This window comes from Jannaschia seohaensis (genome assembly GCF_900116765.1).
Lineage (GTDB): Bacteria > Pseudomonadota > Alphaproteobacteria > Rhodobacterales > Rhodobacteraceae > Jannaschia > Jannaschia seohaensis.
On sequence record NZ_UETC01000009.1, the window covers coordinates 18480 to 39879 of the forward strand.

At 69.0% G+C, this 21400-nt stretch carries 23 protein-coding genes; 11 read left to right on the forward strand and 12 right to left on the reverse strand.

Translation table 11 applies throughout. From position 1 onward, the window contains the following. Positions 1 to 29 precede the first annotated feature (29 nt). From DTQ71_RS16195 to DTQ71_RS16225, 7 genes are all read right to left on the reverse strand, one after another. Complete coding sequence (locus DTQ71_RS16195) at positions 30 to 446, reverse strand: hypothetical protein (protein WP_109565347.1); 417 nt, start codon at positions 444 to 446, stop codon at positions 30 to 32. 56 nt (positions 447 to 502) lie between these two features. Further along, complete coding sequence (locus DTQ71_RS16200) at positions 503 to 748, reverse strand: hypothetical protein (RefSeq protein ID WP_109565348.1); 246 nt, start codon at positions 746 to 748, stop codon at positions 503 to 505. A gap of 189 nt (positions 749 to 937) precedes the next feature. Further along, positions 938 to 2041, reverse strand: coding sequence for a 3-isopropylmalate dehydrogenase (gene leuB, locus DTQ71_RS16205; protein WP_109565349.1), 1104 nt, complete (start codon positions 2039 to 2041; stop codon positions 938 to 940). Positions 2042 to 2097: 56 nt separating this feature from the next. Next, positions 2098 to 3006: an endonuclease/exonuclease/phosphatase family protein gene (locus tag DTQ71_RS16210; RefSeq protein WP_245947606.1), complete on the reverse strand. Its 909-nt coding sequence runs from the start codon at positions 3004 to 3006 to the stop codon at positions 2098 to 2100. 92 nt (positions 3007 to 3098) lie between these two features. Continuing rightward, positions 3099 to 3905 carry a hypothetical protein gene (locus DTQ71_RS24370; RefSeq protein WP_245947608.1) on the reverse strand — a complete coding sequence of 269 codons (807 nt, stop codon included), beginning with the start codon at positions 3903 to 3905 and terminating at the stop codon, positions 3099 to 3101. A gap of 273 nt (positions 3906 to 4178) precedes the next feature. Continuing rightward, positions 4179 to 4784, reverse strand: coding sequence for a 3-isopropylmalate dehydratase small subunit (gene leuD, locus DTQ71_RS16220; protein WP_109565351.1), 606 nt, complete (start codon positions 4782 to 4784; stop codon positions 4179 to 4181). A 57-nt stretch (positions 4785 to 4841) separates the two neighbouring features. After that, positions 4842 to 5648 carry a DUF4198 domain-containing protein gene (locus DTQ71_RS16225; RefSeq protein ID WP_109565352.1) on the reverse strand — a complete coding sequence of 269 codons (807 nt, stop codon included), beginning with the start codon at positions 5646 to 5648 and terminating at the stop codon, positions 4842 to 4844. Positions 5649 to 5676: 28 nt separating this feature from the next. Between DTQ71_RS16225 and DTQ71_RS16230 the strand changes: the two genes are divergently transcribed. Beyond that, positions 5677 to 6819: a HupE/UreJ family protein gene (locus DTQ71_RS16230; RefSeq protein WP_170125465.1), complete on the forward strand. Its 1143-nt coding sequence runs from the start codon at positions 5677 to 5679 to the stop codon at positions 6817 to 6819. 117 nt (positions 6820 to 6936) lie between these two features. Here DTQ71_RS16230 and DTQ71_RS16235 read toward each other — a convergent pair whose 3' ends face one another. Then, a complete protein-coding gene (locus DTQ71_RS16235; protein ID WP_172500066.1) occupies positions 6937 to 7554 on the reverse strand; it encodes a lytic transglycosylase domain-containing protein in 618 nt (205 codons plus the stop codon). 112 nt (positions 7555 to 7666) lie between these two features. On the opposite strand from DTQ71_RS16235, the gene DTQ71_RS16240 reads away from it, so the two are divergent. Both DTQ71_RS16240 and DTQ71_RS16245 read left to right on the forward strand, forming a co-directional pair. Further along, positions 7667 to 8521, forward strand: a complete 855-nt coding sequence (locus DTQ71_RS16240) for a lysophospholipid acyltransferase family protein (protein WP_109565354.1) — start codon at positions 7667 to 7669, stop codon at positions 8519 to 8521. 474 nt (positions 8522 to 8995) lie between these two features. Continuing rightward, entirely contained in the window at positions 8996 to 10390 is a 1395-nt protein-coding gene (locus tag DTQ71_RS16245; RefSeq protein WP_109565355.1) for an L-serine ammonia-lyase, read from the forward strand. Between the two features lie 64 nt (positions 10391 to 10454). On the opposite strand, the gene DTQ71_RS16250 is transcribed toward DTQ71_RS16245, so the two are convergent. From DTQ71_RS16250 to uxaC, 3 genes are all read right to left on the reverse strand, one after another. Next, on the reverse strand, positions 10455 to 11759 hold the full coding sequence (locus tag DTQ71_RS16250; RefSeq protein WP_109565356.1) for a mannitol dehydrogenase family protein: 1305 nt from the start codon (positions 11757 to 11759) through the stop codon (positions 10455 to 10457). Positions 11760 to 11871: 112 nt separating this feature from the next. Then, complete coding sequence (gene uxuA, locus DTQ71_RS16255) at positions 11872 to 13020, reverse strand: mannonate dehydratase (protein ID WP_109565471.1); 1149 nt, start codon at positions 13018 to 13020, stop codon at positions 11872 to 11874. A 274-nt stretch (positions 13021 to 13294) separates the two neighbouring features. Then, complete coding sequence (uxaC, locus tag DTQ71_RS16260; RefSeq protein ID WP_109565357.1) at positions 13295 to 14683, reverse strand: glucuronate isomerase; 1389 nt, start codon at positions 14681 to 14683, stop codon at positions 13295 to 13297. An 847-nt stretch (positions 14684 to 15530) separates the two neighbouring features. Between uxaC and DTQ71_RS16265 the strand changes: the two genes are divergently transcribed. The 4 genes from DTQ71_RS16265 to DTQ71_RS16280 all read left to right on the forward strand — a co-directional run bounded on the left by DTQ71_RS16265 (position 15531) and on the right by DTQ71_RS16280 (position 18505). After that, entirely contained in the window at positions 15531 to 16826 is a 1296-nt protein-coding gene (locus DTQ71_RS16265; protein ID WP_109565358.1) for a flagellin, read from the forward strand. A gap of 101 nt (positions 16827 to 16927) precedes the next feature. After that, positions 16928 to 17311, forward strand: a complete 384-nt coding sequence (locus DTQ71_RS16270) for a flagellar biosynthesis regulator FlaF (protein ID WP_109565359.1) — start codon at positions 16928 to 16930, stop codon at positions 17309 to 17311. Position 17312: 1 nt separating this feature from the next. Beyond that, positions 17313 to 17717, forward strand: coding sequence for a flagellar biosynthesis repressor FlbT (locus DTQ71_RS16275; protein WP_109565360.1), 405 nt, complete (start codon positions 17313 to 17315; stop codon positions 17715 to 17717). Continuing rightward, positions 17714 to 18505, forward strand: a complete 792-nt coding sequence (locus DTQ71_RS16280; RefSeq protein ID WP_109565361.1) for a DUF1217 domain-containing protein — start codon at positions 17714 to 17716, stop codon at positions 18503 to 18505. The genes DTQ71_RS16275 and DTQ71_RS16280 overlap by 4 nt, the downstream gene beginning before the upstream one ends. A 160-nt stretch (positions 18506 to 18665) precedes the next feature. Here the strand turns inward: DTQ71_RS16280 and DTQ71_RS16285 are convergent, their stop codons facing one another. Then, a complete protein-coding gene (locus DTQ71_RS16285; RefSeq protein WP_109565362.1) occupies positions 18666 to 20000 on the reverse strand; it encodes a FliI/YscN family ATPase in 1335 nt (444 codons plus the stop codon). Between the two features lie 89 nt (positions 20001 to 20089). Here DTQ71_RS16285 and DTQ71_RS16290 point away from each other — a divergent pair, with 89 nt between their 5' ends. From DTQ71_RS16290 to DTQ71_RS16305, 4 genes are read left to right on the forward strand one after another with little or no spacing between them, the layout of a single operon-like run. Further along, on the forward strand, positions 20090 to 20452 hold the full coding sequence (locus DTQ71_RS16290) for a flagellar basal body protein (protein ID WP_245947625.1): 363 nt from the start codon (positions 20090 to 20092) through the stop codon (positions 20450 to 20452). Positions 20453 to 20455: 3 nt separating this feature from the next. Continuing rightward, positions 20456 to 20845: a flagellar basal body rod protein FlgC gene (flgC, locus tag DTQ71_RS16295; protein WP_109565364.1), complete on the forward strand. Its 390-nt coding sequence runs from the start codon at positions 20456 to 20458 to the stop codon at positions 20843 to 20845. Between the two features lie 11 nt (positions 20846 to 20856). Beyond that, a complete protein-coding gene (gene fliE, locus DTQ71_RS16300; protein WP_109565365.1) occupies positions 20857 to 21129 on the forward strand; it encodes a flagellar hook-basal body complex protein FliE in 273 nt (90 codons plus the stop codon). 2 nt (positions 21130 to 21131) lie between these two features. Continuing rightward, a complete protein-coding gene (locus DTQ71_RS16305; RefSeq protein ID WP_109565366.1) occupies positions 21132 to 21398 on the forward strand; it encodes a flagellar biosynthetic protein FliQ in 267 nt (88 codons plus the stop codon). Positions 21399 to 21400 lie beyond the last annotated feature (2 nt).

The window sequence follows — 21400 nt, forward strand, 5'->3', positions numbered from 1 at the left end:
CGAAGCGCCAGGGGCGTTCCGGGCTTTGCCTAGAAGAACAGCACGTCGCCGCCCTCGCCGCCATCCAGCGTGTCCGCATCGCTCTGGCTGTCGCTGTCGAAGACCCGCAGGTCGTCGCCCGCCCCCGCGAGTACGCTGTCGTTGTCCGAGACGAGCCGGATCAGATCGTCGCCGCCATTGGCGATGATCGTGTCGTTATCGGCGCCCGCGATGCGAAAGACGTCGTCGCCCTTGATCCCCGGCGCGTTGCGCGGTGCCTCGAAGCGGCCCGCGAAGCCGCTCGCGATCTTCCCGGACCAGTCGCTTTCGTCGTTGGTCTCGTGGGTGAAGATGCCCGAAATCGGAGACGAGGAGGGCGCGTCATTGGTGCTGATGATCTTATCGCAGCAGTCGAACTGCCCGGGCGCGATGATCATATGCAGATCCCAGGCGTCGAAGATTTCCATGTTCTCGAAGGTGAGGTTGGCGATGGCCTCGATGCCCGCGGGCTCCTAACGCTGCATCAGGGCCGTGTCCGTGGCGGGGCGCCGCCCCAGAGCCCTTCCGCGAAATCCCGCTCCGACCATTTCAGCACGTCGTGTCCGGCCTTGCCGCGCAGCGTGTCCGTGCCGGGGCCGCCATAGAGGAGACCGTCATTTGTCCTGCCGAACAAGTCGTCGTCGCCATTGCCGTCCTCCGGGGTGTCGTTGCCCTGATTGCCGTTCAGACTATCGTGGACATCCAGCGTCTGGAGCAGATCGTCCTCCACCCCGGCGCTGACCGGCGGCGCGTCAGTGCCGTTGTCGTTGCCGCTTGTGCCAATGAATGTCGCGATGAATACCCCTCGGACCCGCCGCCGCGCGCCGCGCCCGGGTGCGAACGAGCGCGATGCTGCCCACAGGCTGGCGAATCCGCGACGCGGAGGGGGCGCCGGGGAAATCCCCGGCGCTACGGCGCGTCAGGCGGCGTCGAGCGCGGCCAGAATCGCGTCGCCCATTTCGGTGGTCGAGACCGGCGTGCCGCCCTCGGGCCCCATGAGGTCGGCGGTCCGCACACCGTCGGCGAGCACCTTCTCGACCGCGCCTTCCAGGAGGTCGGCGGCCTCGCCCTCGTCGAAGGAATACCGCAGCGCCATCGCGAAGCTGAGGATGCAGGCGATCGGGTTGGCCTTGCCCTGGCCCGCGATGTCGGGAGCGGAGCCGTGCACGGGCTCGTACATCGCCTTGGGCTTGCCATTGGCCATCGGCAGGCCGAGCGAGGCGGAGGGCAGCATCCCCAGGGAGCCGGTCAGCATCGCCGCGCAATCCGACAGGACATCTCCGAACAGGTTGTCGGTCACGATCACGTCGAACTGCTTGGGCGCGCGGACCAGCTGCATGGCGCCGTTATCGGCATACATGTGGGTCAGTTCGACTTCGGGATATTCGGTGTCGTGGATTTCCTGGACGACGTCGCGCCAGAGGATGCCCGACTCCATCACGTTGGCCTTCTCCATCGAGCAGACCTTGTTCGACCGCTTCTTCGCCAGCTCGAAGGCGGAGCGGGCAACGCGGGCGATCTCGCTCTCGGTGTAGCGCTGGGTGTTGATGCCGACGCGCTCGTTGCCTTCCTTGTGGATGCCGCGGGGCTCGCCGAAATAGACGCCAGACGTCAGTTCCCGCACGATGACGATGTCGAGACCCGCGACCACGTCGCGCTTGAGCGACGAGAAATCGGCCAGGGCGTCGAAGCACTGCGCCGGGCGCAGGTTCGAGAACAGGTCCATCTCCTTGCGCAGGCGCAGCAGACCCCGCTCGGGCTTCACGCTGAAATCGAGATTGTCGTATTTCGGGCCGCCCACGGCACCCAGAAGCACGGCGTCGACCTCTTGCGCCTTGGCCAGGGTCTCGTCGGTTAGGGGCGTGCCGTGCGCATCATAGGCGGCGCCGCCAACGAGATCCTCGGAGACGTCGAAGGCGATCCCCTTGTTGGCGGCGAACCAGTCGATGACCCGCCGCACCTCGGCCATGACCTCGGGGCCGATGCCGTCGCCGGGCAGGATCAGGAGGGAATGGGTCGCCATGTCGGGGGCCTTTCGTTTGGGATCGCGCCCCCGGTTACGCCCCTGCCCCGGGGGGGTCAAGGAACCGCCAGATCGACCCAGACGAGACGCCCGCGGCTGGCGGTGGACACGCGCCCGGCGCGGGGGGCGTCCGGCGCGGGCCAGTCCACGCCCGCAGCCGCGACCCGCAGGCCCCTGGCGGGCAGCACATAGTCGAGCCGGAGCGGGCCCGGCCCGTCCAATGCGGCGGTATCCAGCGCCGGGTCGCCCCGATGCCCGGTGCCGCCGCCCCCTGCGCCGCGCGGCGCAGGATCCTGCAACTTGGGGTGGGAGAGCAGCGCGTCGAGCGCCGCCCGCCGCCCTTCGCCGTCCATCGGATCGATATTGGCGCGGCCGAGCACCACGGGCAGGTCGGCGGCCGAAGCGAGTTCGGCGACGAAGCCCAACTCGTCGGCATTGCGCTGGCCGTTGCGATCCTCCGGTCCGTCGAAGACGGGAGGCGTCGCGTTCATGGTCACGAGGCTCAGCCGGGTGCCGCCTACCTCCAGCGGCACGACCCATTGCGCGACGCTGGCCAGCGGAACCCGGTCCAGGGCTTCCGGCGGCAGAATCTCGGGCGGAAGGGGGCCACGCGCCGACCACAGGTCGCCCGACCGGTCGTCCACACGGCTCAGTGGCAGGCGGGACAGCAGCACCATGCCGCCATCGCCGGTAAAGCGCCCATAGCCCAGCGCGTCCCGCGCCTCGCCCAGGCGGCCGTTCCTATCGAGATCCGCGCCGCTGGGCCGTCCGGAATTGGGCGGCAGAGCCACGTGATGGGGATAGTCGAGCCCGGCCCGGGTGAGCGCATCGCGCAGGGCCGCGAGGCCCGCGCCGCCATGGTCCCAATCGACATCGAGCAGCAGGATGACGTCCGCCCGGGCATGCGCGATCACCTCCACGACCGCCTGCGCCGCGTCGCGCCCGCGGGTCAGGTCGTCCAGCATGACGCCGGGTCCCTGGCGGCTGAGTTCAGTGGCGTAGGTGGCGATGCGCAGCGTCTCGGCCGCGGCCGGGGCTGCGAGAAGGGCGAGGGCGATCAGGCCGGCAGGAAGGCCGGGTCTTCCTCGCCATCGGCGCCGCCGTAGCGCCGCCGCTTCTGCGAGATCATCAGCGCCAGCCGCCGCATCGCGATGCCGCGCAGGAACAAGGAAGCGGGAAGGAAGGCCCATAGCGCCATCGTCCAGACCAGCAGCAGATCGCTTTCGAGCATCGAGATCCCATAGGATTCGGCGATGAAGCTCGCGACCGGTGGCGACACATATGGCAGGGAAAGCCCTAACCAAATGTTAACGGCGCCATCGCGATTGAGCCGCTTGACCACGTCGGCGCCGGCGGTGGGGTCGAAGGTGGGCAGGTTGATCCAGACGTTGAAGCTGCCCGTGGGGGACGGCCAGTTGTTGAGGCGGATCATGATCGCGAAGAGGGTCAGGCCGACCAGCGACACCAGATAGGTCAGCCCGGCGGCCATCCGCACGATCTGCGCCTCGACCAGGCCGGTTCCCTCGGGCAGGAGCGACATGAGCAGACGGATGGGCGAAAGCGGAAAGTCCATCGACTGGCCCAGCAGCAGCCCCACCGCCTGGACGAAGCGGGTCAGGGTCGAGGGCGTCTCCATGCCCCGCGTCGCCAGCGCGACCATCAGCACCGAGAAGAACAGCATGGCATAGCGCACGCGGTTGAAAGGCGGGGCGTCGCGGAACTCGATCAGACCGGGATAGATGGCGGCATATTCGACGAAGATGAAAACCGCGCCGAAGATCGCCAGCACCAGGATCGTGTCCGAGATCTGGGACGAGGTGCCGCCCAGCAGCAGCGAGGGCGTCAGCAAGAGCAGAACGATCATGAAAGCCCGCGCCAAAGCGCCAGGAAGCTGCAATATCACTGCCCTACTGTTCCTCGTTGGGTGGGGGCGATCTTGCGCCGCTCCCCTGTTTTGACCGCCGTCTAGGGCAGGTGCCTCATTCTTGCCTTGAACGTGCCTTGATTAAGTTCGGCTCGCAAGCTGCTGGACGCGAACGAAATCTCTTTCGCCGGCGCCTGTGCTCAGAACGCATCAGACCCCTCTTCCCGGGGAAGAAGGGCCTGAAAATTCAGATTGTTACGATTTGACGTTAACCTAAATCCAGGGGCGGGCCTGGGCCATGCGCTCCTCGAAGCTGTCGATGGCGGCTTCTTTCTCCAGGGTGAGGCCGATATCGTCCAGCCCGTTGAGCAGGCAGTGCTTCTTGAAGGGATCGACCTCGAAGGCATAGGTCGTGCCGTCGGCACCGGTCACGGTCTGCGCTTCGAGGTCGATGGTGATGCGGGCATTGGCCCCGTTCTCGGCGTCCCGCATCAGCGCGTCGACCTGCTCCTGCGGCAGCACGATCGGCAGGATGCCGTTCTTGAAGCAGTTATTGTAGAAGATGTCGGCATAGCTGGGCGCGATCACCGCGCGAATGCCGAAATCGAGCAGCGCCCAAGGCGCATGCTCCCGCGAGGAGCCGCAGCCGAAATTGTCGCCGGCCACGAGGATCTGCGCCTCCCGGTAGGCGGGCTTGTTCAGCACGAAATCCGGGTTCTCGGAGCCGTCGTCGAGATAGCGCATCTCGTCGAAGAGGTTCACCCCCAGGCCCGACCGCTTGATCGTCTTCAGGAACTGCTTGGGGATGATCATGTCGGTGTCGACATTGATCAAAGGCAGGGGGGCGGCGATTCCGGTGAGGGTCTCGAACTTGTCCATAGGGCGCGGCAACTCCGGCTGTGTGATCCGCGGGTCGTCCGCGGGCGGTTCGCTGGATTATCCTTGCGGGACGGCAAAGGTCAACGCGGCCCAGAGGCTCAGCCACACGGGATCCCGCTCTCCCTCGGGTTCCTGCGGCACCAGGGTCACGGAATCGAGCAGGTAGTCGTGGCCGGGCGCGACCGGGAGCGTCGCGCGTCCCTCCTCATCGGCCCGGTGCAGCGTAACCTCGACCGCGCCGCTCGGGTCCCGCTCGAACATCTCGATCTGGGCGTTCGCCTTCGGGGCGCCTTCGAGAAGGACCTGCACCGGAAGCCCGTCCGACAGGTCGTCGGTGTAGGGGTTGGCCCCAAGCACGATCTCGGTCCGCAACCCGCGGGGCACGTCCTGCCCGGCGCCCTCCCCGACCGCGACGAGGGCCTTGGCGAAGCGCAGATAGGCCTCGCGGAAGCCCTCCTGCGGCAGGCCCCGGTCGAGATGCGCCTGCTGGCTCCAGGCGAAGTCCTTGTGATCGGTGAAGCTGACCCACTTTTCCCATTCGCGATAGGTCACCGTCTGCTCGCGAGTCTCGTGCAGCAGTGTAACCAGCCCTGCGTCCAGCCCCTCGACCGAGATGGCGGGGTTGTCGCCCATTCGGGACGGGATCGGCCGCACCTCGCCATCGACCACCATCTCGAAGCGATTGGACCGGCCCGGGATATAGCTGAGCGCCGACCCCACCAGATTCTCGCCGTTTCGGAAGGTGGCCACGACGGTGCCGCCTTCGGGCACGGTGTAGTCGTTCGCGTCGATCCAGAATTCATGCGCTTGCAGCGGGCTGGCGCAGATGCAGAGTGCGAGAGCGGTCTTGGAGAGGATGGACATGGCACGTTTCCTTTGGTTGCCCGTGAGGGTGCTTCTCGCGCTCGGGCTGTCAATGGTCCTTTGCGTTGCGGTGGCGGCCCATGAAGTGCAGCCCGCCGTGGCCGATGTCGCGGTCACCCCCGAGACGGTGCGCATCGACATGCGCCTCGCCGTCGAGCCGATCCTGGCCGGGATCGATCTGAGCGACGTGACCGACACGGACGAGTCGCCCCTGAGCGGCCTGGTCGAGCGGTTCCGGGCCATGCCCCCCGACGCGCTGGAGCCGGTGCTGCGCGACGCCTGGCCCAGCCTCGCCGCGCGCATGACCCTGACCGTGGAGGGCGCGCCGCTGGCGCCGGAACTCGGCGCGGTCGCGATCCCGCCCGTCGGCGATGTCGAGCTGCGTCGCGACTCGGTGCTGACCGTGACCGCGCCCCTGCCACCGGGGGAGGCACCCGTCGTGCTTGGGTGGGACGGCGGGCTGGGCGGCCTGATCGTGCGTCAGATCGGCGAGGGCGCCAGCTACGAGGTCTTTCTGACCGGAGGCGCGGTGACCGAGCCGATGCCCCGTCTCGGCGTGGCCGAGCAGACGCTGGCGCAGGTGGCGAAGCGCTATACCGTCTCGGGCTTCGTCCACGTCATCCCCGACGGTCTGGACCACATCCTCTTCGTGCTGGGGCTATTCCTCTATGCGCTGGCCTGGCGGCCGCTCCTCTGGCAGGTGACCAGCTTCACCGTGGCCCATGCCACGACGCTGTCCCTGGCCACGATCGGAGCCATCGTCGTGCCGGAGGGCCGCATGTGGCTGGTCGAGACCATCATCGCCGTCTCCATCGTCTGGATCGCCGTCGAGAACGTCCTGGGCCCGAAAGGGCGGGAGATCGGCTGGGGCCGGATCGGAATCGTCTTTCTGTTCGGCTTGGCCCATGGGCTTGGCTTCGCCTCGGTCCTGTCGGAGTTCGGGATCGGCGCGCATGTGGCCGCGACCCTGGCCTTCTTCACCGTGGGCTTGGAAATCGGGCACCTGACCGTCATCGCGGTGGCATATCTGCTGCTGGGCATCCCGTTCGGGCACCGGCCCATCTACCGCGCCCTGGTGGTGGTGCCGGGCTCGCTGATCATCGCGGGGATCGGTGCCTATTGGGTGCTGAACCGGATCGGCTGGGTGGGGGATCTGCCGCTCCTAACCTGATTGACGGCCAGTGACCGCGGCGAGACGCGGCGCCGTCTTCTTCCCTGCTCAAATATCCCGGGGGCCCGAAGGGCGGGGGCAGAGCCCCCTCCGACATCGATCCCAGGGGGCGCGGGGTCAGGCCGGGTCGGTGCAGGTCTCGGCGCGGATCAGGCGCTGGAAGCCGGTGGCTGGCGTGCAGCTGGGCTCCGATGCGGCGGCGGGCAGGACGTTCCCGGCCGCGTCCAGGGCGGGCATCTGCGCCTCGCCGCGGTCGTAGCGCTGCCAGAGATCGCCACGCAGCCCGGTCTCCTGCAGCAGGCCCTGGCGCTTGGCCTCGTAGTAGTAGCCCTTGGCATACCACATCATCGCCTCCTGCTCGGATCCGTCGGCGACCATCCAGGCCCCGCGCAGGTAGCGTATCGAGTACTTCAGCGCGGTGTCCGCATCCAGCAGCCGCGTGGGCTCGCCGGAAAAGCCCATGTTGCGGGCGGTGGCGGGTAGGATTTGCATCATCCCCCAATAGGGGCCGTTGCGGGCGCCCGGGCGGTAGTCGCTCTCGCGCTGGATGACGCGATGCACGAGGCTACGGGGCAGGTCGTAGTAATCGGCCCATTTGTTCACCAGCCGGCGCACCTCCGGCGTCTCGCCGGGGAAAAGCGGCACGGCGGCGGGCGCCTCGCGGGTGACGTCGGGTGCAGGTGCCTGGGCGCAGGCGGCCAGGGCGAAGACGAGGGGAATCAGCGCGCGGATCATCAGGACGCTCTATGGCTGTGACGGTGGACCGAGCTAGCCGGAGCGCGGGCCACGCGGCAAGCCGCCGATTCGCGGCCTTGCGGAACTTTGCCGACTGGGCCACGGGGGAGGGATGCGTGACCTTTCCTACCGGATACAGGCCTGGGCGCTGCGCGGCCTGCTGGCGGCTGTGGCCTGGCTGCCGCTGGCGCGCCGCCGCGCGATCGTCGGCTGCGTGACCGAGGCGCTGGTGCGCGCGTCGCCATTGCGCCGCCGGGCGGAGCGGAACCTGGGCCTGGTCTGGCCGGACATGGCGCCGGCCGTGCGGGCGCGGCTGGTGGCGCGGGTCGGACGCAATGCGGGCCGCACCCTGACAGGGATCTGGTTCAACGGCGACCTTGCCCGCGAAGCCGAGGGCCTGGCGGCCGAGGGCCCAGGGCTGAGCGCGTTGCGGGCGGCCAAGTCCGAGGGCCGGGGGGCGCTGATCGTCTCGGGTCATTTCGGCGAGTGGGAGGCGATCCGCCACGTGTTGCGCCGCGAAGGCATGGAGACGGGCGCGCTCTACCGCCCCAACAACAACCCCTATTACGAGCCGATCTTCCGCGCGGGGATCGAACTGGGCGGGCAGCCCATCGTGCCCAAGGGTCCCGGCGGGATGCGGGTGATGCTCAAGCATCTGCGGGGCGGCGGCTTCATGGCGATCCTGGCCGATCAGCATATCCGCGACGGCGCGGTGCTGGGCTTTCTGGGCCATCCGGCGACGACCACGCTGTCCCCGGCCGAGCTGGCCCTGCGCTACGGCGTGCCGCTGGTGCCCGCCTTCGCGCCCTGGGAGGACGGTCGCCGCCGGATCGTCATCGAGGCGCCGATACCCGAGGGCACGCCGGAGGAGATGATGGCCGCCTTCAACGCGCGCCTCGGCGCCTGGGTCGAACGGCACCCGTCCCAATGGCACTGGCTCCACGACCGATGGAAGCGATACAACTAGGGGCCCACGTTCGTTCCGAGGCCGGCGGAGGTCTCCGTCATATCCACACCCTCCGACGTGATGTCGGGTGTGGCACCGACCGAGTCACTGCCCCGGCTCGAAACTCCTCCCCGAGCGGCGGTCGCGACCTCAGGCCCCGCCGAGTCCGCGTCGGAAAGGGACCGCGTCCACACTTAAGGAGACGCTCTCGGCCTCCCGGCGCGCTCCACGGAAGTCCCGGATCCCAGTCGCCGGACCGGTCTCGGTGACCTCCTGTTCCGGTTCATCTTCGCCGCGCAGGCATCAGGGTGCTTCGCGGCTCTCCTGGCAGCCGGTGGCGCCGTGGTTCCCGGAAAAGGTAGCGCGCCGGGGGGGGCCGTCCTGGCGATTGGCCGGGGGCGCGCCGGACGCAGCCGGGCTCAAGCGGGTCGCATTCGAGGGATGCACGCGGCCTGCGGATGGGGCATCAGGCGTGCAGGCCAGGGGAGTCCGCCGATGTTTCTGTCCATCTTCGACATCTTCAAGCCGGGCATCGGCCCCTCCTCGTCGCATACGATGGGGCCGATGGTGGCGGCCGCCCGCTTTCTGGAGTCGCTCCGCACCGGTGAGCGGGAGCCGGGGGCGGGGGCGCCGGCGCGCCTGGAAGCCAGCCTCCACGGCTCGCTCGCCTTCACCGGTAAGGGCCATGCGACGGATCGGGCCGTCCGGCTGGGCCTTTTGGGCTTCGACCCCGCCACGGTCGATATGGACGCAGCCGAGACCGCGCTGGAGCGGCTCGCCACCGAGCGGCTCGTGCGCCCCGAGGGCCTGCCCGAGATGGAATTCGACCCCCAGGCGGGGGTGGTCTTCGATTATGACCGCGTCCTGCCGGGCCATGCCAACGGCATGATCCTGCGGGCCTTCGACGGCGCGGGCAATCTCGCGCTGGAGGAGGTCTACTATTCCATCGGCGGCGGCTTCGTCGCCACCGAGCGGGAGCTTCAGGCCCCCGGCGACCTGCATGCCGAGAAGGCCGCGCATGGCTACCCCTTCCCCTTCGGCAGCGCCGCCGAGATGCTGGAGATGGGCGCGGTCCATGGGCTGACCATCGCGCAGATGAAATGGCGCAACGAGTCGGTGACCCATCCCGACCGGCTGGAGGAGCGGGTCGACGCGATCTGGACCGCGATGGACGCCTGCATCGACCGTGGGCTCTCGCAGGAGGGAATCCTGCCTGGCGGATTGCGCGTCAAGCGGCGCGCGAAGGCGATCCATGCGCAGCTGCGCGAAGAGGCCGGGCGCAACCTGGCGCAGCCCCATGTCGTCAACGACTGGCTGTCGGTCTATGCCATGGCGGTCAACGAGGAGAATGCGGCCGGGGGGAAGGTGGTGACCTCGCCCACCAACGGCGCGGCCGGGGTCGTGCCGGCGGTGATCCGCTATTACCGCGACCACTGCGTCGGCGCGACGGCGGAGGGCATCCGCACCTTCCTGCTTACAGCCGCCGCCGTGGGCGGGCTGATCAAGCACAACGCTTCGATCTCAGGGGCCGAGGTCGGCTGTCAGGGCGAGGTCGGAAGCGCCTCGGCGATGGCGGCGGCGGGGCTCTGCGCCGCTTTGGGCGGGACCAACGCGCAGGTGGAGAACGCCGCCGAGATCGCCTTGGAGCACCATCTGGGCATGACCTGCGACCCGGCCGCCGGGCTGGTTCAAGTGCCCTGCATCGAGCGCAACGGGCTGGGCGCGATCAAGGCGGTCTCCGCCGCGTCGCTGTCGCTCCGGGGCGACGGCACGCATTTCATGCCGCTGGACAATTGCATCGAGGCGATGCGCCAGACCGGGCGCGACATGGACGGGCGCTACAAGGAGACGTCGCAGGGCGGCTTGGCGGTGAACCTGCCTGAATGCTGAGGCGCGCGCCGGCCGTGGGCCTCGGGATCTGAGTATTTTTGGCCAGAAGAAGGGGCGGGGGCCGCTATGACCCGGCCCGCATCGCGGCGCGAAGGGCGTTGGTCCAGCGTCGGTCCTGCCAGATCTCGGTGCCGGCGAGGCCGTCGACCCGCCCGATCTCGCGCACGGGATCGGAGGCGCGGGCAGCGGCGCGGAGCGGCTCTTCCAGCGGGTCTGAGACCGGCAGGTCGGGGTCGCGCAGGACCTTGAGCCAAGCGGCAATGCCGGGTGCGAGGGGGCTTGGGTCCATATCCCTGTCGAGCAGGTCGCGAACGGTGGCGAAGAGGCGCTGGGGCAGCTTCTGGCTGCCGTCCATCGCGATCTGGGCGCAGCGATGAGCGATGGCGGGGTTTTGGAAGCGCGCGGTCAGGGCCTCCGCGTAGCCATTGGGATCCAGCCCCGCGTCCCGTGGAAGGGTGCGGGCGGCGGTCTCCATGACGGCCCGGACCTGGGGCGCTAGGGCTGCATCGGCCATGACGTCGCGCACATGGGCGTGCCCCGCGACGAGGCCGAGATAGGCGATGGTGGAATGCGCGCCGTTGAGCATCCGCAGCTTCATCGCCTCCCAAGGGGCCACGTCGGGGACGATCTGCGCGCCCGCGGCGGCCCAATCCGGCAGGGGACCCGCGGCTGTGTCCTCGATCACCCACTGGCTGAAGGGCTCGGTCTCGACCGTCAGCGGGTCGCGCTGGCCGGTCAGCCGCGCGATGGTGTCGAGCGTCTCCTCGGTCGTGGCGGGCGTGATCCGGTCGACCATGCTGGACGGGAAGGCGCAGGCGTCGAGATAGGGGAGCAGGCCGGGCCGGGTGATGCGCGCCGTCTCGCGCGCGAGACGGGCGAGCACCGCGCCGTTCTCCGGCAGGTTGTCGCAACTGAGGACCGTCAGCGGCGGCAAGCCTGCGCGGGCGCGGCGGTGAAGGCCGAGGAGAAGCGTGCCGATGGCTCCTCTGGGGCTGTCCGGGTGGGCAAGGTCATGGGCGGTGGTCGCGTCGCGGCGGTCGGGGCCGCCGGTTGCGCGGTCGAGGCCATAGCCCTTCTCGGTGACGGTCAGCGTCACGGCGGCGATTTCGGGCGCGGCCATGCGGTCGGCGATGGGCCCCGCGCCGCGGGAGAGCGCATGGCCCCGGTCGATCACGTCGATACGGCGGGCTTCGGGGCCGTCCGGTGCGCGGATCAGCAGGTGATAGGATTTCGCCGCTTCGATGGCGTCGGCGAGCGTCGGGTCGCGCATCGAGACCGCCTCGATCCGCCAACCGCCCGCGTCTTGCGTGTAGGGCGCCTGGTGGGCGCGATGGAAGGCGCCGAGGCCGAGATGGAGGAGTCGGGTCATGGGGAGATATCCGCTGCGGCGGGGCGCTTGGAGCGCGCGTCGCGCCGTGAGTATTTGTGAACCCGTGATGAGGGGGGCGGCGCGTTAACCTTAACGGTTCGTGAAGAGGGGATCACGACAGAGCCTTCATCACGCCGCGCAGCTCCGCCAGGCCGCGGAGGCGGCCGATGGCCGGGTAGCCGGGGGCGCCTGTCGCCGGATCGTCGGTCAGGATGGCCTGTCCGTGATCGGGGCGCATCGGGATGACGCAATCGTCCCGGCCCGCGGCGGCCCGGCGGCTTTGCTCCGCCAAGAGGGCGCGGATCACCGCGACCATGTCGGTCGAGCCCTCCAGATGCGCGTCCTCGAAGAAGGAGCAGGGGACGGTCTCGGTCTCGCGCCGAACGTTGCGGAGATGGGCGAAATGGATATGCGGGCCGAGGCGCGTGGCCATGCCCGGCAGGTCGACATCGGGCCGCGCGCCCAGCGAGCCGGTGCAGAAGGTGATGCCGTTGGCCGATGACGGGGCGGCGGCGAGGAGCGCCTCGTAATCGGTCTCGGTCGAGACGATCCGGGGCAGGCCGAAGAGCCGCCAGGGCGGGTCATCGGGATGGCAGCAGAGCCGCATCCCCAACTCCTCGGCGACGGGGATGGCGGCGCGCAGGAAGGTGGCGAGGTTGGCGCGGAGATCCTCTTCGGTCAGGCCCCGATAGGCGGCGAGCCGGTTCTGGAAGCTGTCCAGTGTCCAGGTCTCCATCGCGCCGGGCAGACCCGCGAGGATGGTGGCGACCAGGGCGTCCCGGTCGATCTTGCGGGTGCGGGCCTCGGCGGCGATCTCCGGCGGGTAGTCGTCCGCCTCGGGTCGGATCAGCTGGAGGTCGAAGGCGGCGAGGTCCCTGAGGTCGAAGCGCAGGGCGCGCGCGCCGTCGGGGCGCCTGTGGGCCAGCTCGGTCCGGGTCCAGTCGAGCGCGGGCATGAAGTTGTAGCAGATCGTCCGCAGGCCCGCGGCGTGGCAGGCACGGAGGCTCTCGATCCAGGTGGCGATGTCGGCCGGATCCGCCTCGGTCTTCATGCGCTCCGTGACTGGCAGGCTCTCGACCACGTCCCAGGTCAGGCCCGCCGCCTCGATCTGTGCCCGGCGCTCCAGAAGGCGCTCGACGGGCCACGGGGTGCCGGGGGGCAGGTCGTAGAGCGCGGTGACGATGCCCTCCACGCCTGCCTGACGGATATGGCTGAGGGGGATCGGGTCGGCGGGGCCGAACCAGCGCCAGGTCTGCCGCATCATGGGGTTGGGGCCTTCGGTGAGGGACGTCGTTCGGTGGGGCCGGGGGGTGGGGGAGCGATCGCCCCAGGACCGGTTCGTGGCGTTCGTGGAGCAGGCGGGACCGGGGGCCAGCCCCCGGAGCCCCCGGGATATTTGAGCAGGGAAGATGGGGCACCGCTCTGTCTGCGGTGCTTGTACGACGGGGGGCGCAAGGCGCTGCCATGACGCGCCTGCGTGTCTGCGCCGGTAGGGCTCGGCCAGCTGCCTGACACGCCAAGACCGGAGCGGGCCATCATAGCTTGTAGGCCTTTCGGGCGAGCCCGGTCGCGAGTGCGGGCGCGAGGGCATGGGCCTCCGCCTCCGACAGGCGGTGGTCGGCCACCAAGGTCGCGAGGAAGGCACAATCCGCGCGCCGGGCCATGTCGTGGCGTGCCGGGATGGAGCACAGCGCGCGGGTGTCGTCGTTGAACCCCGCCGTGTTGTGAAAGCCCGCCGTCTCGGTCACGCGCTCGCGGTAGCGCCGCATGCCCTCGGGGCTGTCATGGAACCACCAGGGCGGGCCGAGCAGGAGGCTGGGATAGGCGCCGGCGAGGGGGGCCAGCTCGCGCGCATAGGTGCTCTCGTCCAGGGTGAACAGGATCAGTGTCAGGCGCGGGTCCATCCCGACCGCGTTCAGGAGCGGCCGAAGCCCGGCCACATAATCGGTGCGGGCGGGGATGTCGAAGCCGCGGTCGCGGCCGTGGCGGCGGAACACAAGGTCGGAATGGTTGCGGCTGGACCCGGCATGGAGCTGCATCACCAGCCCGTCCTCGACGGACATCCGGGCCATCTCCGTCAGCATCTGGGCGCGGAAGGTCTCGGCATCGCCGGGCACCGCATGGCCGCGGAGCACGCGTTGGAAGACGGCGGAGGCCTGGCCCTCGGGCAGGTTGCGGGTCTGCGCCGTCGGGTGCCCGTGATCGGTGGCCGTGGCGCCATGGGCGGCGAAATAGGCGCGGCGCTTGCGGTGGGCCTCCAGGTAGCCCTGCCAGCGGGTGGTGTCGCAGCCGGTCAGCGCGCCCAGGGTCTCGACATTGCGGCGGAAGCCCGGGTGCTCCGGGTCGACGCAGTCGTCGGGACGATAGGTCGGCAGGACGCGGCCTGCGGGCCAGTCCTCCGCCGCACGGGCGTGGTGGGTGAGGTCCGATAGGGGGGAATCGGTGGTCGCGATGGCCGCGATGCCGAAGCGCTCATAGAGGGCGCGGGGGCGGAACGCGTCGGTGGCCAGCGCCTCCGTGATCGCGTCGTAGAAGCGGTCGGCGGTGTCGGGACCCAGCCGGTCGGTCAGGCCGAAGACGTGCTGGAACGCGTGGTCGATCCAGAGCCGCGAGGGTGTCGCGGCGAAAAGGTGGTAATGGGCGGCGAATGTGGACCAGACCGCCCTGGGGTCCGTGCCGGCAGAGATCGCCTCGAAGGGGACGCCCTGGCTGACCAGCATCCGGGTGACGTAATGGTCGGGCGTCACGAACAACTCGGCCGCGTTCGCGAAGGGCGCATCGGTCCCCCACCAAGCCGGATCGGTATGGCCATGGGGCGAGACGATCGGCAGGTCGGCAACGCTCTCGTAGAGCGCGCGGGCGATGGCGCGCATCCCCGGGTCCGGCGGGAAGAGGCGATCGGGGTGCAGTGTCGCGTCGGTCATGGCGATAGCGCTAGCAGGTGGGAGCGGGCCGGGGAAGCGGGGGCGGCTCCCTCCTGTGCGAAGAGAGCGCACGCAGGCGCCGGTCCGAGCTTGCCCCCAGGGGATGCGGGCGCATGTCCGGGGACGGCGCCGGGCCCGGGCCTCAGAGGGGGCTCTGCCCCCGCCCTTGGGGCCCCCCGGAGTATTTGCGGCCAGAAGAAGTCGGGGTCGGTCCCGGTCCGCCGGGGCTGGGCGCCGGGGGCTCCGCCCTGGCGGCGAGACTGGCAGAGCCGCCGGCGGTCGGTCAGGCCGGTCGAGACTATGCGTGCGGCGGGGAAGAGTTGCCGTTCCGGAGGGCTGCCCGCCCAGAGGCTGGCTGCTGACGATGGCGCCGATCCGGTCGCGCTGGACATAAGGGTGCTCCGTCTCGCGCACTCGTGACCGGGGCAAGGGCCGCGGCGATGCGGGAAGCGCCGGGGACCGACGACCGTCACCCGGTCGCTGGCGGCGTCCGGTGACTCGTCGAGGTCCGGCAGTCCGATTTGGGGCGGATCGCGGCGTTCAGTTGGAGGCAGGGCTGCCTCTGTCTGGCGGGCCAGAGAGGCCTTCCGCGCCCGCCCGGGAGGCGCCTTTCGCCGATCCCGGCCCGATCCCGGCCCGATCATGGCGGAACCTGGGCGGTCTCGGGGTTAGACCCGTCGAATCCGGTGTAACTCCCGCCGCCGCGTTAGGTTCCCGTTAAGACACGGGGCCCTATCAGACCCATGCCAAGAACGGCACGGGCCCGGCCCCGAGGCAGAATGTCATGTCGTCCGCATCCTGGCGGACATCTCCAGCCCGTGAAGCGGGCGCATTCAGAGGAACGAACATGTCCAGCATTCTGACGAATAACGGCGCGATGATCGCGCTGCAGACGCTCCAGCAGATCAACAAGAACCTCGGCATGACCCAGTCGGAGATCTCGACGGGCAAGTCGGTCGCTAACGCCAAGGACAACGCCGCCGTGTGGGCCATCTCCAAGCAGATGGAATCCGACGTGAAGGGCTTCAAAAGCATTCAAGAAAGCCTGGCTCTGGGCGAGTCCACCGTCGCCGTGGCCCGAAACGCCGCCGAGACGGTCACGGAGCTTCTGACCGACATCAAGGGCAAGATCGTCGCCTCCCAGGAGGAGAACGTCGACCGCGCCAAGATCCAGACCGACATCGCCGCCCTGCGCGATCAGATCGGATCGGTTGTCGGTGCAGCGCAGTTCAACGGTCTGAATCTGCTCGGAAATACCGATCTGGAAGTCGACTCGGGCAATGTCGATGTGCTGTCGTCGCTGGACCGCTCCGGCTCCGGCGTGGCCGCGTCGAATATCAGCGTGGGCAAGCAGGATCTCGGGACCGGCGAGGCCTCGGCCGGAACGGTGGGGTTGGATCAATCCGTGAACAGCGGTGGCGTTGCGGTTGGCGCAACCGCCGAGTTCGTGACGTTCGACGGTGTCGGGGCGGATGACGCCCTGGTTGCCGGCGCATCCTTCCTTGTCACCGGTGGCGCGGGCGCCAACTTCGAGGGTGACGTCTCGGGAGACGCGTACGACTTCTCTGAGGACGTGGTCTACGTCGCACGGGACGGCGACACGCTCACCGACGTTGTGAACAACATGGTCGAGCGTCTGAACTATCAGGCCCTGAAGGACGGTCTAGAGATCACCTTCGCCGCCAACGCGGACAACGCTGGCCGGATCGACTTCACGAACAACTATGACGAGGCCATCTCTGACAGCAACAGCGTGGTCGAGCAGGCCGACATCGCCGACCAGGCTACGCTGGAAAGCGAAGCGGATGGCACGGTCGGCGGCGGGCTTGAACTCCTCGATGACTTCAACGTGACGAGCGACGACGGCGCCGCGGCCGCGCTTGAAGCCATCGAAGGTCTGATCCAGACGTCGATCGACTCCGCCGCCGCCTTCGGCTCGGCCCAAGGCCGGATCGAAACGCAGTCGGACTTCGTCTCGAAGCTGACCGACTCGCTGACCTCGGGCATTGGCGCCCTGGTCGACGCCAACATGGAGGAAACCTCGGCCCGTCTGCAGGCCCTTCAGGTGCAGCAGCAGCTGGCCACTCAGTCGCTGTCGATCGCCAACCAGGCGCCGCAGTCGATCCTGTCGCTCTTCCGGTAAGGAAGGCCGCGTCCCGGCCCTGAGGGCCGGGACGCCATCGCCGGGGCGCGTTCCGTCCGTCCCGCATTGCCGTCGAAGCACGGCGCGACTTGCAGAAAGTGATGCTTTCGATGCTGAACGCCCATTTCGCAGCTGCCGAGGCTTACGGAGCCCTCGACGCCCGTATCGTCGACCCGACCCGAGCCGAAGCGCTCGTCTTCGCTCGGGTCACCCGTCGGATGGAGGCGATGGCCACCGACCGATCCACCTCGTTCGCGGCCCGTGTCGCCGTGCTCCATGACAATCGCCGCCTCTGGCTGGCCGCCGCCGCCGCCGTCGCCGATGGGGCCAATGACCTGTCAGATGAGACGCGCGCGGCGCTCCTCAGCCTCGCCAGCTTCGTCGAGCGACAGACGAGTCGCCTTCTCCGTGGCGAAGGCGACATCGCCATTCTCTGCGAAATCAATCGCCGCGTCGCCGGCGGCCTCTCTCACGGAGCGCGGTAAGATGGCGGGCCTCATGTTGAAGGTCCCGACCGGCGACCGGCTCTCGCTCAACGGTGCTGTCATCGAGAATGTCGGGCGGTCGGCGCGCCTGCGCCTGCTGACCCCGGGCACGCAGCTTTTGCGCCTGCGGGATGCCATCGACCCGCGTGAGGCCGACACGCCGGTGGGCCGCCTCTGTCACGCGCTTCAGATGATCCTGGTGGGCGAGGGCGATTCCGAAGCGCTCCGATCCGAGACGCTTGCGGCGCTTCAGCCGCTGCGCCACGCCTTTGTCGAGGCCGCCGACAGGGCCTGCATCGATGAGATCGGCGCGCATCTGCAAGAAGGGCGCGATTATCAGGCCCTGCGTGCCTTGGGCCGGTTGCGCAAGCGGGAGGCTGCGATCCTGATGCGGCACGGCGCATGACCTTCCAGCCCTACGTTCCCATGGGCGGCCTGGCGGGTTGGCGCTTTCTGCAAAGCACGATCGACAATCAGAAGGCCGCCTTCGAACGCTCGCCCCTGCTGCAACGTGACCTGGACTATTTCGCCGAGAAGATCGGCGAGGTCCGCACGCCCGAGGATCTGATCGGTGATTTCCGGCTGCTGTCGGTCGCGCTGGGCGCCTTCGGTCTGTCCGATGACATCGGCAGCAAGTTCCTGATCCGCAAGGTTCTGGAGGAGGGCACACTGGAGCCCGACGCGCTGGCCAACAAGCTGTCCGACAAACGGTATCGCGAACTCTCGAAGGCTTTCGGCTTCGGCGACTTCGCCGTGCCCAACACCGTGCTCAGCGACTTCCCCGACAAGATCGCCGCGCGCTATTCCGACCAGGCTTTCGAAAAGGCGGTCGGTGAGACCAACGAGTCGATGCGCTTGGCGCTCAACGCCCAGCGGGAGTTCGCGAAGGTGGCCGATGGCCAGGACTCCGATCGCGCGAAGTGGTTCACGATCCTGGGCACGCCTCCGTTGCGCAAGGTGCTCGAGGGGGCCTTCGGTCTGCCGCTGAGCTTTGGGGCGCTCGATATCGACAAGCAGCTGGAGGTCTTTCAGCATCGCAGCCGGGAGGAATTCGGCGCCGATAGCGTGGCCGCTCTTGCCGAGCCCGATACGATGGCCCGTTTGCTCGACCGCTACACCGCGATCACGGGGATGACCGAATTCGGCAACTCTACGATCACTTCGCCCGCGCTGGTTCTGCTGCGGGGCTACTGACCTGCGGCGCAATGGCGGAGAGGGCCGGGGGACGCCCCCCGGCCCCCCGTCTTCCCGGGCAGTCCGCCATGGCGAGGCGGTCCATGGGCGGCAGCGTGACGCCGCGAGTATTTTTGAACCCGTGATGAGCAGCAGAGCCCCTTATCGATGGGGCGTGATGTCAGCCCGCGTAGCCGCGGCCGAGCGCCTGGGCCAGCAACGCGAAAGCCTGGGGCGGGGAAGTGAGGTCGGTGCGGGTGAAGACCTCCTCCACCCGCGGCACCAGGCTGATGGCACGGTCGAGCTCCGGCGCGCTGCCTCGGTCGTAAAGTCCTGAATTCACCATCAGTTCGGACCGCTCCATCACGCCCAGCAGGCGCCGTGCTTCCGCGATCAGGCTGTTCTCTTCAGGCGTCGCGGCTCTTGGGAGGGACCGGGAAACCGAGCGCAGGACATCCACGGCGGGGAAACGCCCCGCTTCGGCGATACTGCGGGACAGAACCACATGGCCGTCCAACTGGCCGCGCAGGATGTCGGCCACCGGCTCCTCCAGATCGGAGCCCGCCACGAGAACCGACATGACGGCGGTGATGTCGCCCTGATCGTCGACGCCGGGGCCCGCCCGCTCCGCGAGGCTGGCGAGAAGAGGGGTGAGACTGGCGGGATGGCCACGCAGTTCGGCGCTCTCTCCGGCGGCAAGGGCGATCTCGCGATGCGCCTCGGCCAGCCGGGTCACGCTGTCGCAGAAAAAGGCCACGCGCGCGCCCTGGTCTCGGAAGAACTCCGCCACCGTCATCGCGGAGAGCGCGGCGCGGCGGCGGACGGGGGCGGGCATGTCGGCGGTTGCGGCGACGATCACCGTCCGCGCCATGCCCTCGGGGCCCAGAACGTCGCGGATGAAATCGGCGACTTCCCGCCCGCGTTCCCCGACCAGGGCCAGGACGCAGACGTCGCCCTGAAGCCGCCGCGCGAGCTGACCCAGCAGCGACGACTTGCCCACGCCGGAGCCCGCGAAAAGGCCCACGCGCTGCCCTGCGGCGAGGGGGAGCATCGTGTCGAGTACCGCCACCCCGGTCGATAGCCGTGCGCCGAGTGCGCGCCGGCGCGTCGCGGCGGGCGGTGCGCCGGTGATCGGGCGCCGCTGGCCTTGCGGCAGCGGGCGTCCATCGAGCGGAGCGCCGAACGGGTCGACGACGCGGCCGACCCATCCCGTGCTGGGACTGAGGCCCGGCGGGCCGCCCGCCAAAACCTCCGCGCCGAGCGCGAGGCCCTCGGCGGGGCCGAAAGGGGTCGCGCGTAACCCGTCCCGGTCGAGGCGCACGACCTCCGCCCGGACGACCCGGCCGGCGCCGTCACGGTAGCGGATGTCGTCGCCCAGCCGCGCGACCCGCGACAGGCCCGCTACGGTGAAGCCCGTCCCGTCCAGCGCGACGATGCGGCCGACGGGCACGCTGCGGTCGATGGTGGTCAGGCGCGCCCGGATCGGGGCGAAGGGGTCGAGCGTGTCGATGGTCATCGGAGTCTCCCTGCCGGTGAAACCAATTCTAAAGGAATCGGCCTTAAGGCTTCGTTTCAGGAAAGACGGAGAATCCGCCTGTGACCGAGATGCCGAGCCTCATGCGGCTTGCGACGGACGCTGCGAAGCACGCCGCCGCGCGCCAGACCGTGATCGCGACGAACGTCGCCAATGCCGACACGCCGCGATTCCGCGCCAGCGATCTTCCGGCGTTCCGCCCCGATGCGGGGCGTCTCCCGCTCCGGCGCAGCCACCCGGCCCACATGGCCGGCGCGCCGGACAGGTCGGGCCCGGAAATCCTGCGCGACGCGCGCGCCGATCCCAACGGGAACACCGTATCGCTCCAGGATCAGGTCCTGCGCGGGGTCGAGTCGGCGCGCGCTCACAACCGGGCCGTTACCATCTACAAGGCGTCGCTCGACCTGCTGCGCGCCAGTCTCGGGCGGAGATAGATTATGACCCTTTCGCATGCGATGGCGGTCCTCGGATCGGGGATGAAGAGCCAGGGACAGCGGATCGGCCATATCGCCGAGAACCTCGCCAATGCCGACACCCCCGGCTATCGCCGCAAGACCGTGGAGTTCCGCGCGGTGGTCGATCACGGTCGGCGCACGGGCGCGGTGGAGCCGGGGCCGGTGCGGCTCGACCGTTCGGCATTGGACCGCGTTCACGACCCGAACCATCCGATGGCCGGCCCAGACGGATATTGGGACCGGTCGAATGTCGATCTCGTGATCGAGCTTGCGGACGCCCGAGAGGCGCAACGCAGCTACGAAGCCAATCTCAAGATGTTCGAGCAGGTCCGCCGCATGTCCTCTGCGATCATGGACATCCTCAAGCGATAGGAGAAAGCGCTATGGAGACCTTACGCATCTCGGCCCTGACCCAAGGGACCGGGGCCGCCTCCGGCATGCCGCAGACCGGCGACGCCGCCATGGACGCCGTGCGCGGATTCGCCGAGGCGCTCTCGCGCGCCGAGAGCCAGTCGGAGGTGGCGTTGACCTCCGGGACGGACCCGCACGACCTCGTCGCCGCCATCGCCGAGAGCCGCCTGGCCGTCGATACGATCGTCTCGCTGCGCGACAAGACGGTCGAGGCGTATCAGGAAATCCTGCGGATGCCGATCTGACCATGGGCGAGGCGCTGTTCTTCGACACGCTTCGCCAGGGGCTCTGGATCGCGGTGGTGATCTCGGGGCCGATCCTGGTGGTCGCGCTGCTGGTGGGCCTCGCCATTGGCCTGTTCCAGGCGCTCACCTCCATTCAGGAGATGACGCTGACCTTCGTGCCCAAGATGGCGGCCATGCTGGCGGTGTTCTGGGCTTCGATGGGCTTCATGACGCTGACATTACAGCAATATTTCACGGACACGCTCGTCCCGATCATCCAGGGGTTCTGACC

What these genes read in the sequence shown, in the direction of transcription:
- leuD (WP_109565351.1), bottom strand. Translation starts at nt 4,784, where the DNA reads ATGGACAAGTTCGAGACCCTCACCGGAATCGCCGCCCCCCTGCCTTTG.
- DTQ71_RS16225 (WP_109565352.1), bottom strand. Translation starts at nt 5,648, where the DNA reads ATGTCCATCCTCTCCAAGACCGCTCTCGCACTCTGCATCTGCGCCAGC.
- DTQ71_RS16195 (WP_109565347.1), bottom strand. Translation starts at nt 446, where the DNA reads ATGGAAATCTTCGACGCCTGGGATCTGCATATGATCATCGCGCCCGGG.
- DTQ71_RS24370 (WP_245947608.1), bottom strand. Translation starts at nt 3,905, where the DNA reads ATGATCGTTCTGCTCTTGCTGACGCCCTCGCTGCTGCTGGGCGGCACC.
- DTQ71_RS16285 (WP_109565362.1), bottom strand. Translation starts at nt 20,000, where the DNA reads ATGACCATCGACACGCTCGACCCCTTCGCCCCGATCCGGGCGCGCCTG.
- DTQ71_RS16250 (WP_109565356.1), bottom strand. Translation starts at nt 11,759, where the DNA reads ATGACCCGACTCCTCCATCTCGGCCTCGGCGCCTTCCATCGCGCCCAC.
- DTQ71_RS16280 (WP_109565361.1), top strand. Translation starts at nt 17,714, where the DNA reads ATGACCTTCCAGCCCTACGTTCCCATGGGCGGCCTGGCGGGTTGGCGC.
- DTQ71_RS16290 (WP_245947625.1), top strand. Translation starts at nt 20,090, where the DNA reads ATGCCGAGCCTCATGCGGCTTGCGACGGACGCTGCGAAGCACGCCGCC.
- DTQ71_RS16245 (WP_109565355.1), top strand. Translation starts at nt 8,996, where the DNA reads ATGTTTCTGTCCATCTTCGACATCTTCAAGCCGGGCATCGGCCCCTCC.
- DTQ71_RS16240 (WP_109565354.1), top strand. Translation starts at nt 7,667, where the DNA reads ATGCGTGACCTTTCCTACCGGATACAGGCCTGGGCGCTGCGCGGCCTG.
- DTQ71_RS16210 (WP_245947606.1), bottom strand. Translation starts at nt 3,006, where the DNA reads ATGCTGGACGACCTGACCCGCGGGCGCGACGCGGCGCAGGCGGTCGTG.
- fliE (WP_109565365.1), top strand. Translation starts at nt 20,857, where the DNA reads ATGGAGACCTTACGCATCTCGGCCCTGACCCAAGGGACCGGGGCCGCC.
- flgC (WP_109565364.1), top strand. Translation starts at nt 20,456, where the DNA reads ATGACCCTTTCGCATGCGATGGCGGTCCTCGGATCGGGGATGAAGAGC.
- DTQ71_RS16235 (WP_172500066.1), bottom strand. Translation starts at nt 7,554, where the DNA reads ATGATCCGCGCGCTGATTCCCCTCGTCTTCGCCCTGGCCGCCTGCGCC.
- DTQ71_RS16275 (WP_109565360.1), top strand. Translation starts at nt 17,313, where the DNA reads ATGGCGGGCCTCATGTTGAAGGTCCCGACCGGCGACCGGCTCTCGCTC.
- DTQ71_RS16265 (WP_109565358.1), top strand. Translation starts at nt 15,531, where the DNA reads ATGTCCAGCATTCTGACGAATAACGGCGCGATGATCGCGCTGCAGACG.
- uxuA (WP_109565471.1), bottom strand. Translation starts at nt 13,020, where the DNA reads ATGCGGCAGACCTGGCGCTGGTTCGGCCCCGCCGACCCGATCCCCCTC.
- DTQ71_RS16305 (WP_109565366.1), top strand. Translation starts at nt 21,132, where the DNA reads ATGGGCGAGGCGCTGTTCTTCGACACGCTTCGCCAGGGGCTCTGGATC.
- DTQ71_RS16270 (WP_109565359.1), top strand. Translation starts at nt 16,928, where the DNA reads ATGCTTTCGATGCTGAACGCCCATTTCGCAGCTGCCGAGGCTTACGGA.
- leuB (WP_109565349.1), bottom strand. Translation starts at nt 2,041, where the DNA reads ATGGCGACCCATTCCCTCCTGATCCTGCCCGGCGACGGCATCGGCCCC.
- uxaC (WP_109565357.1), bottom strand. Translation starts at nt 14,683, where the DNA reads ATGACCGACGCGACACTGCACCCCGATCGCCTCTTCCCGCCGGACCCG.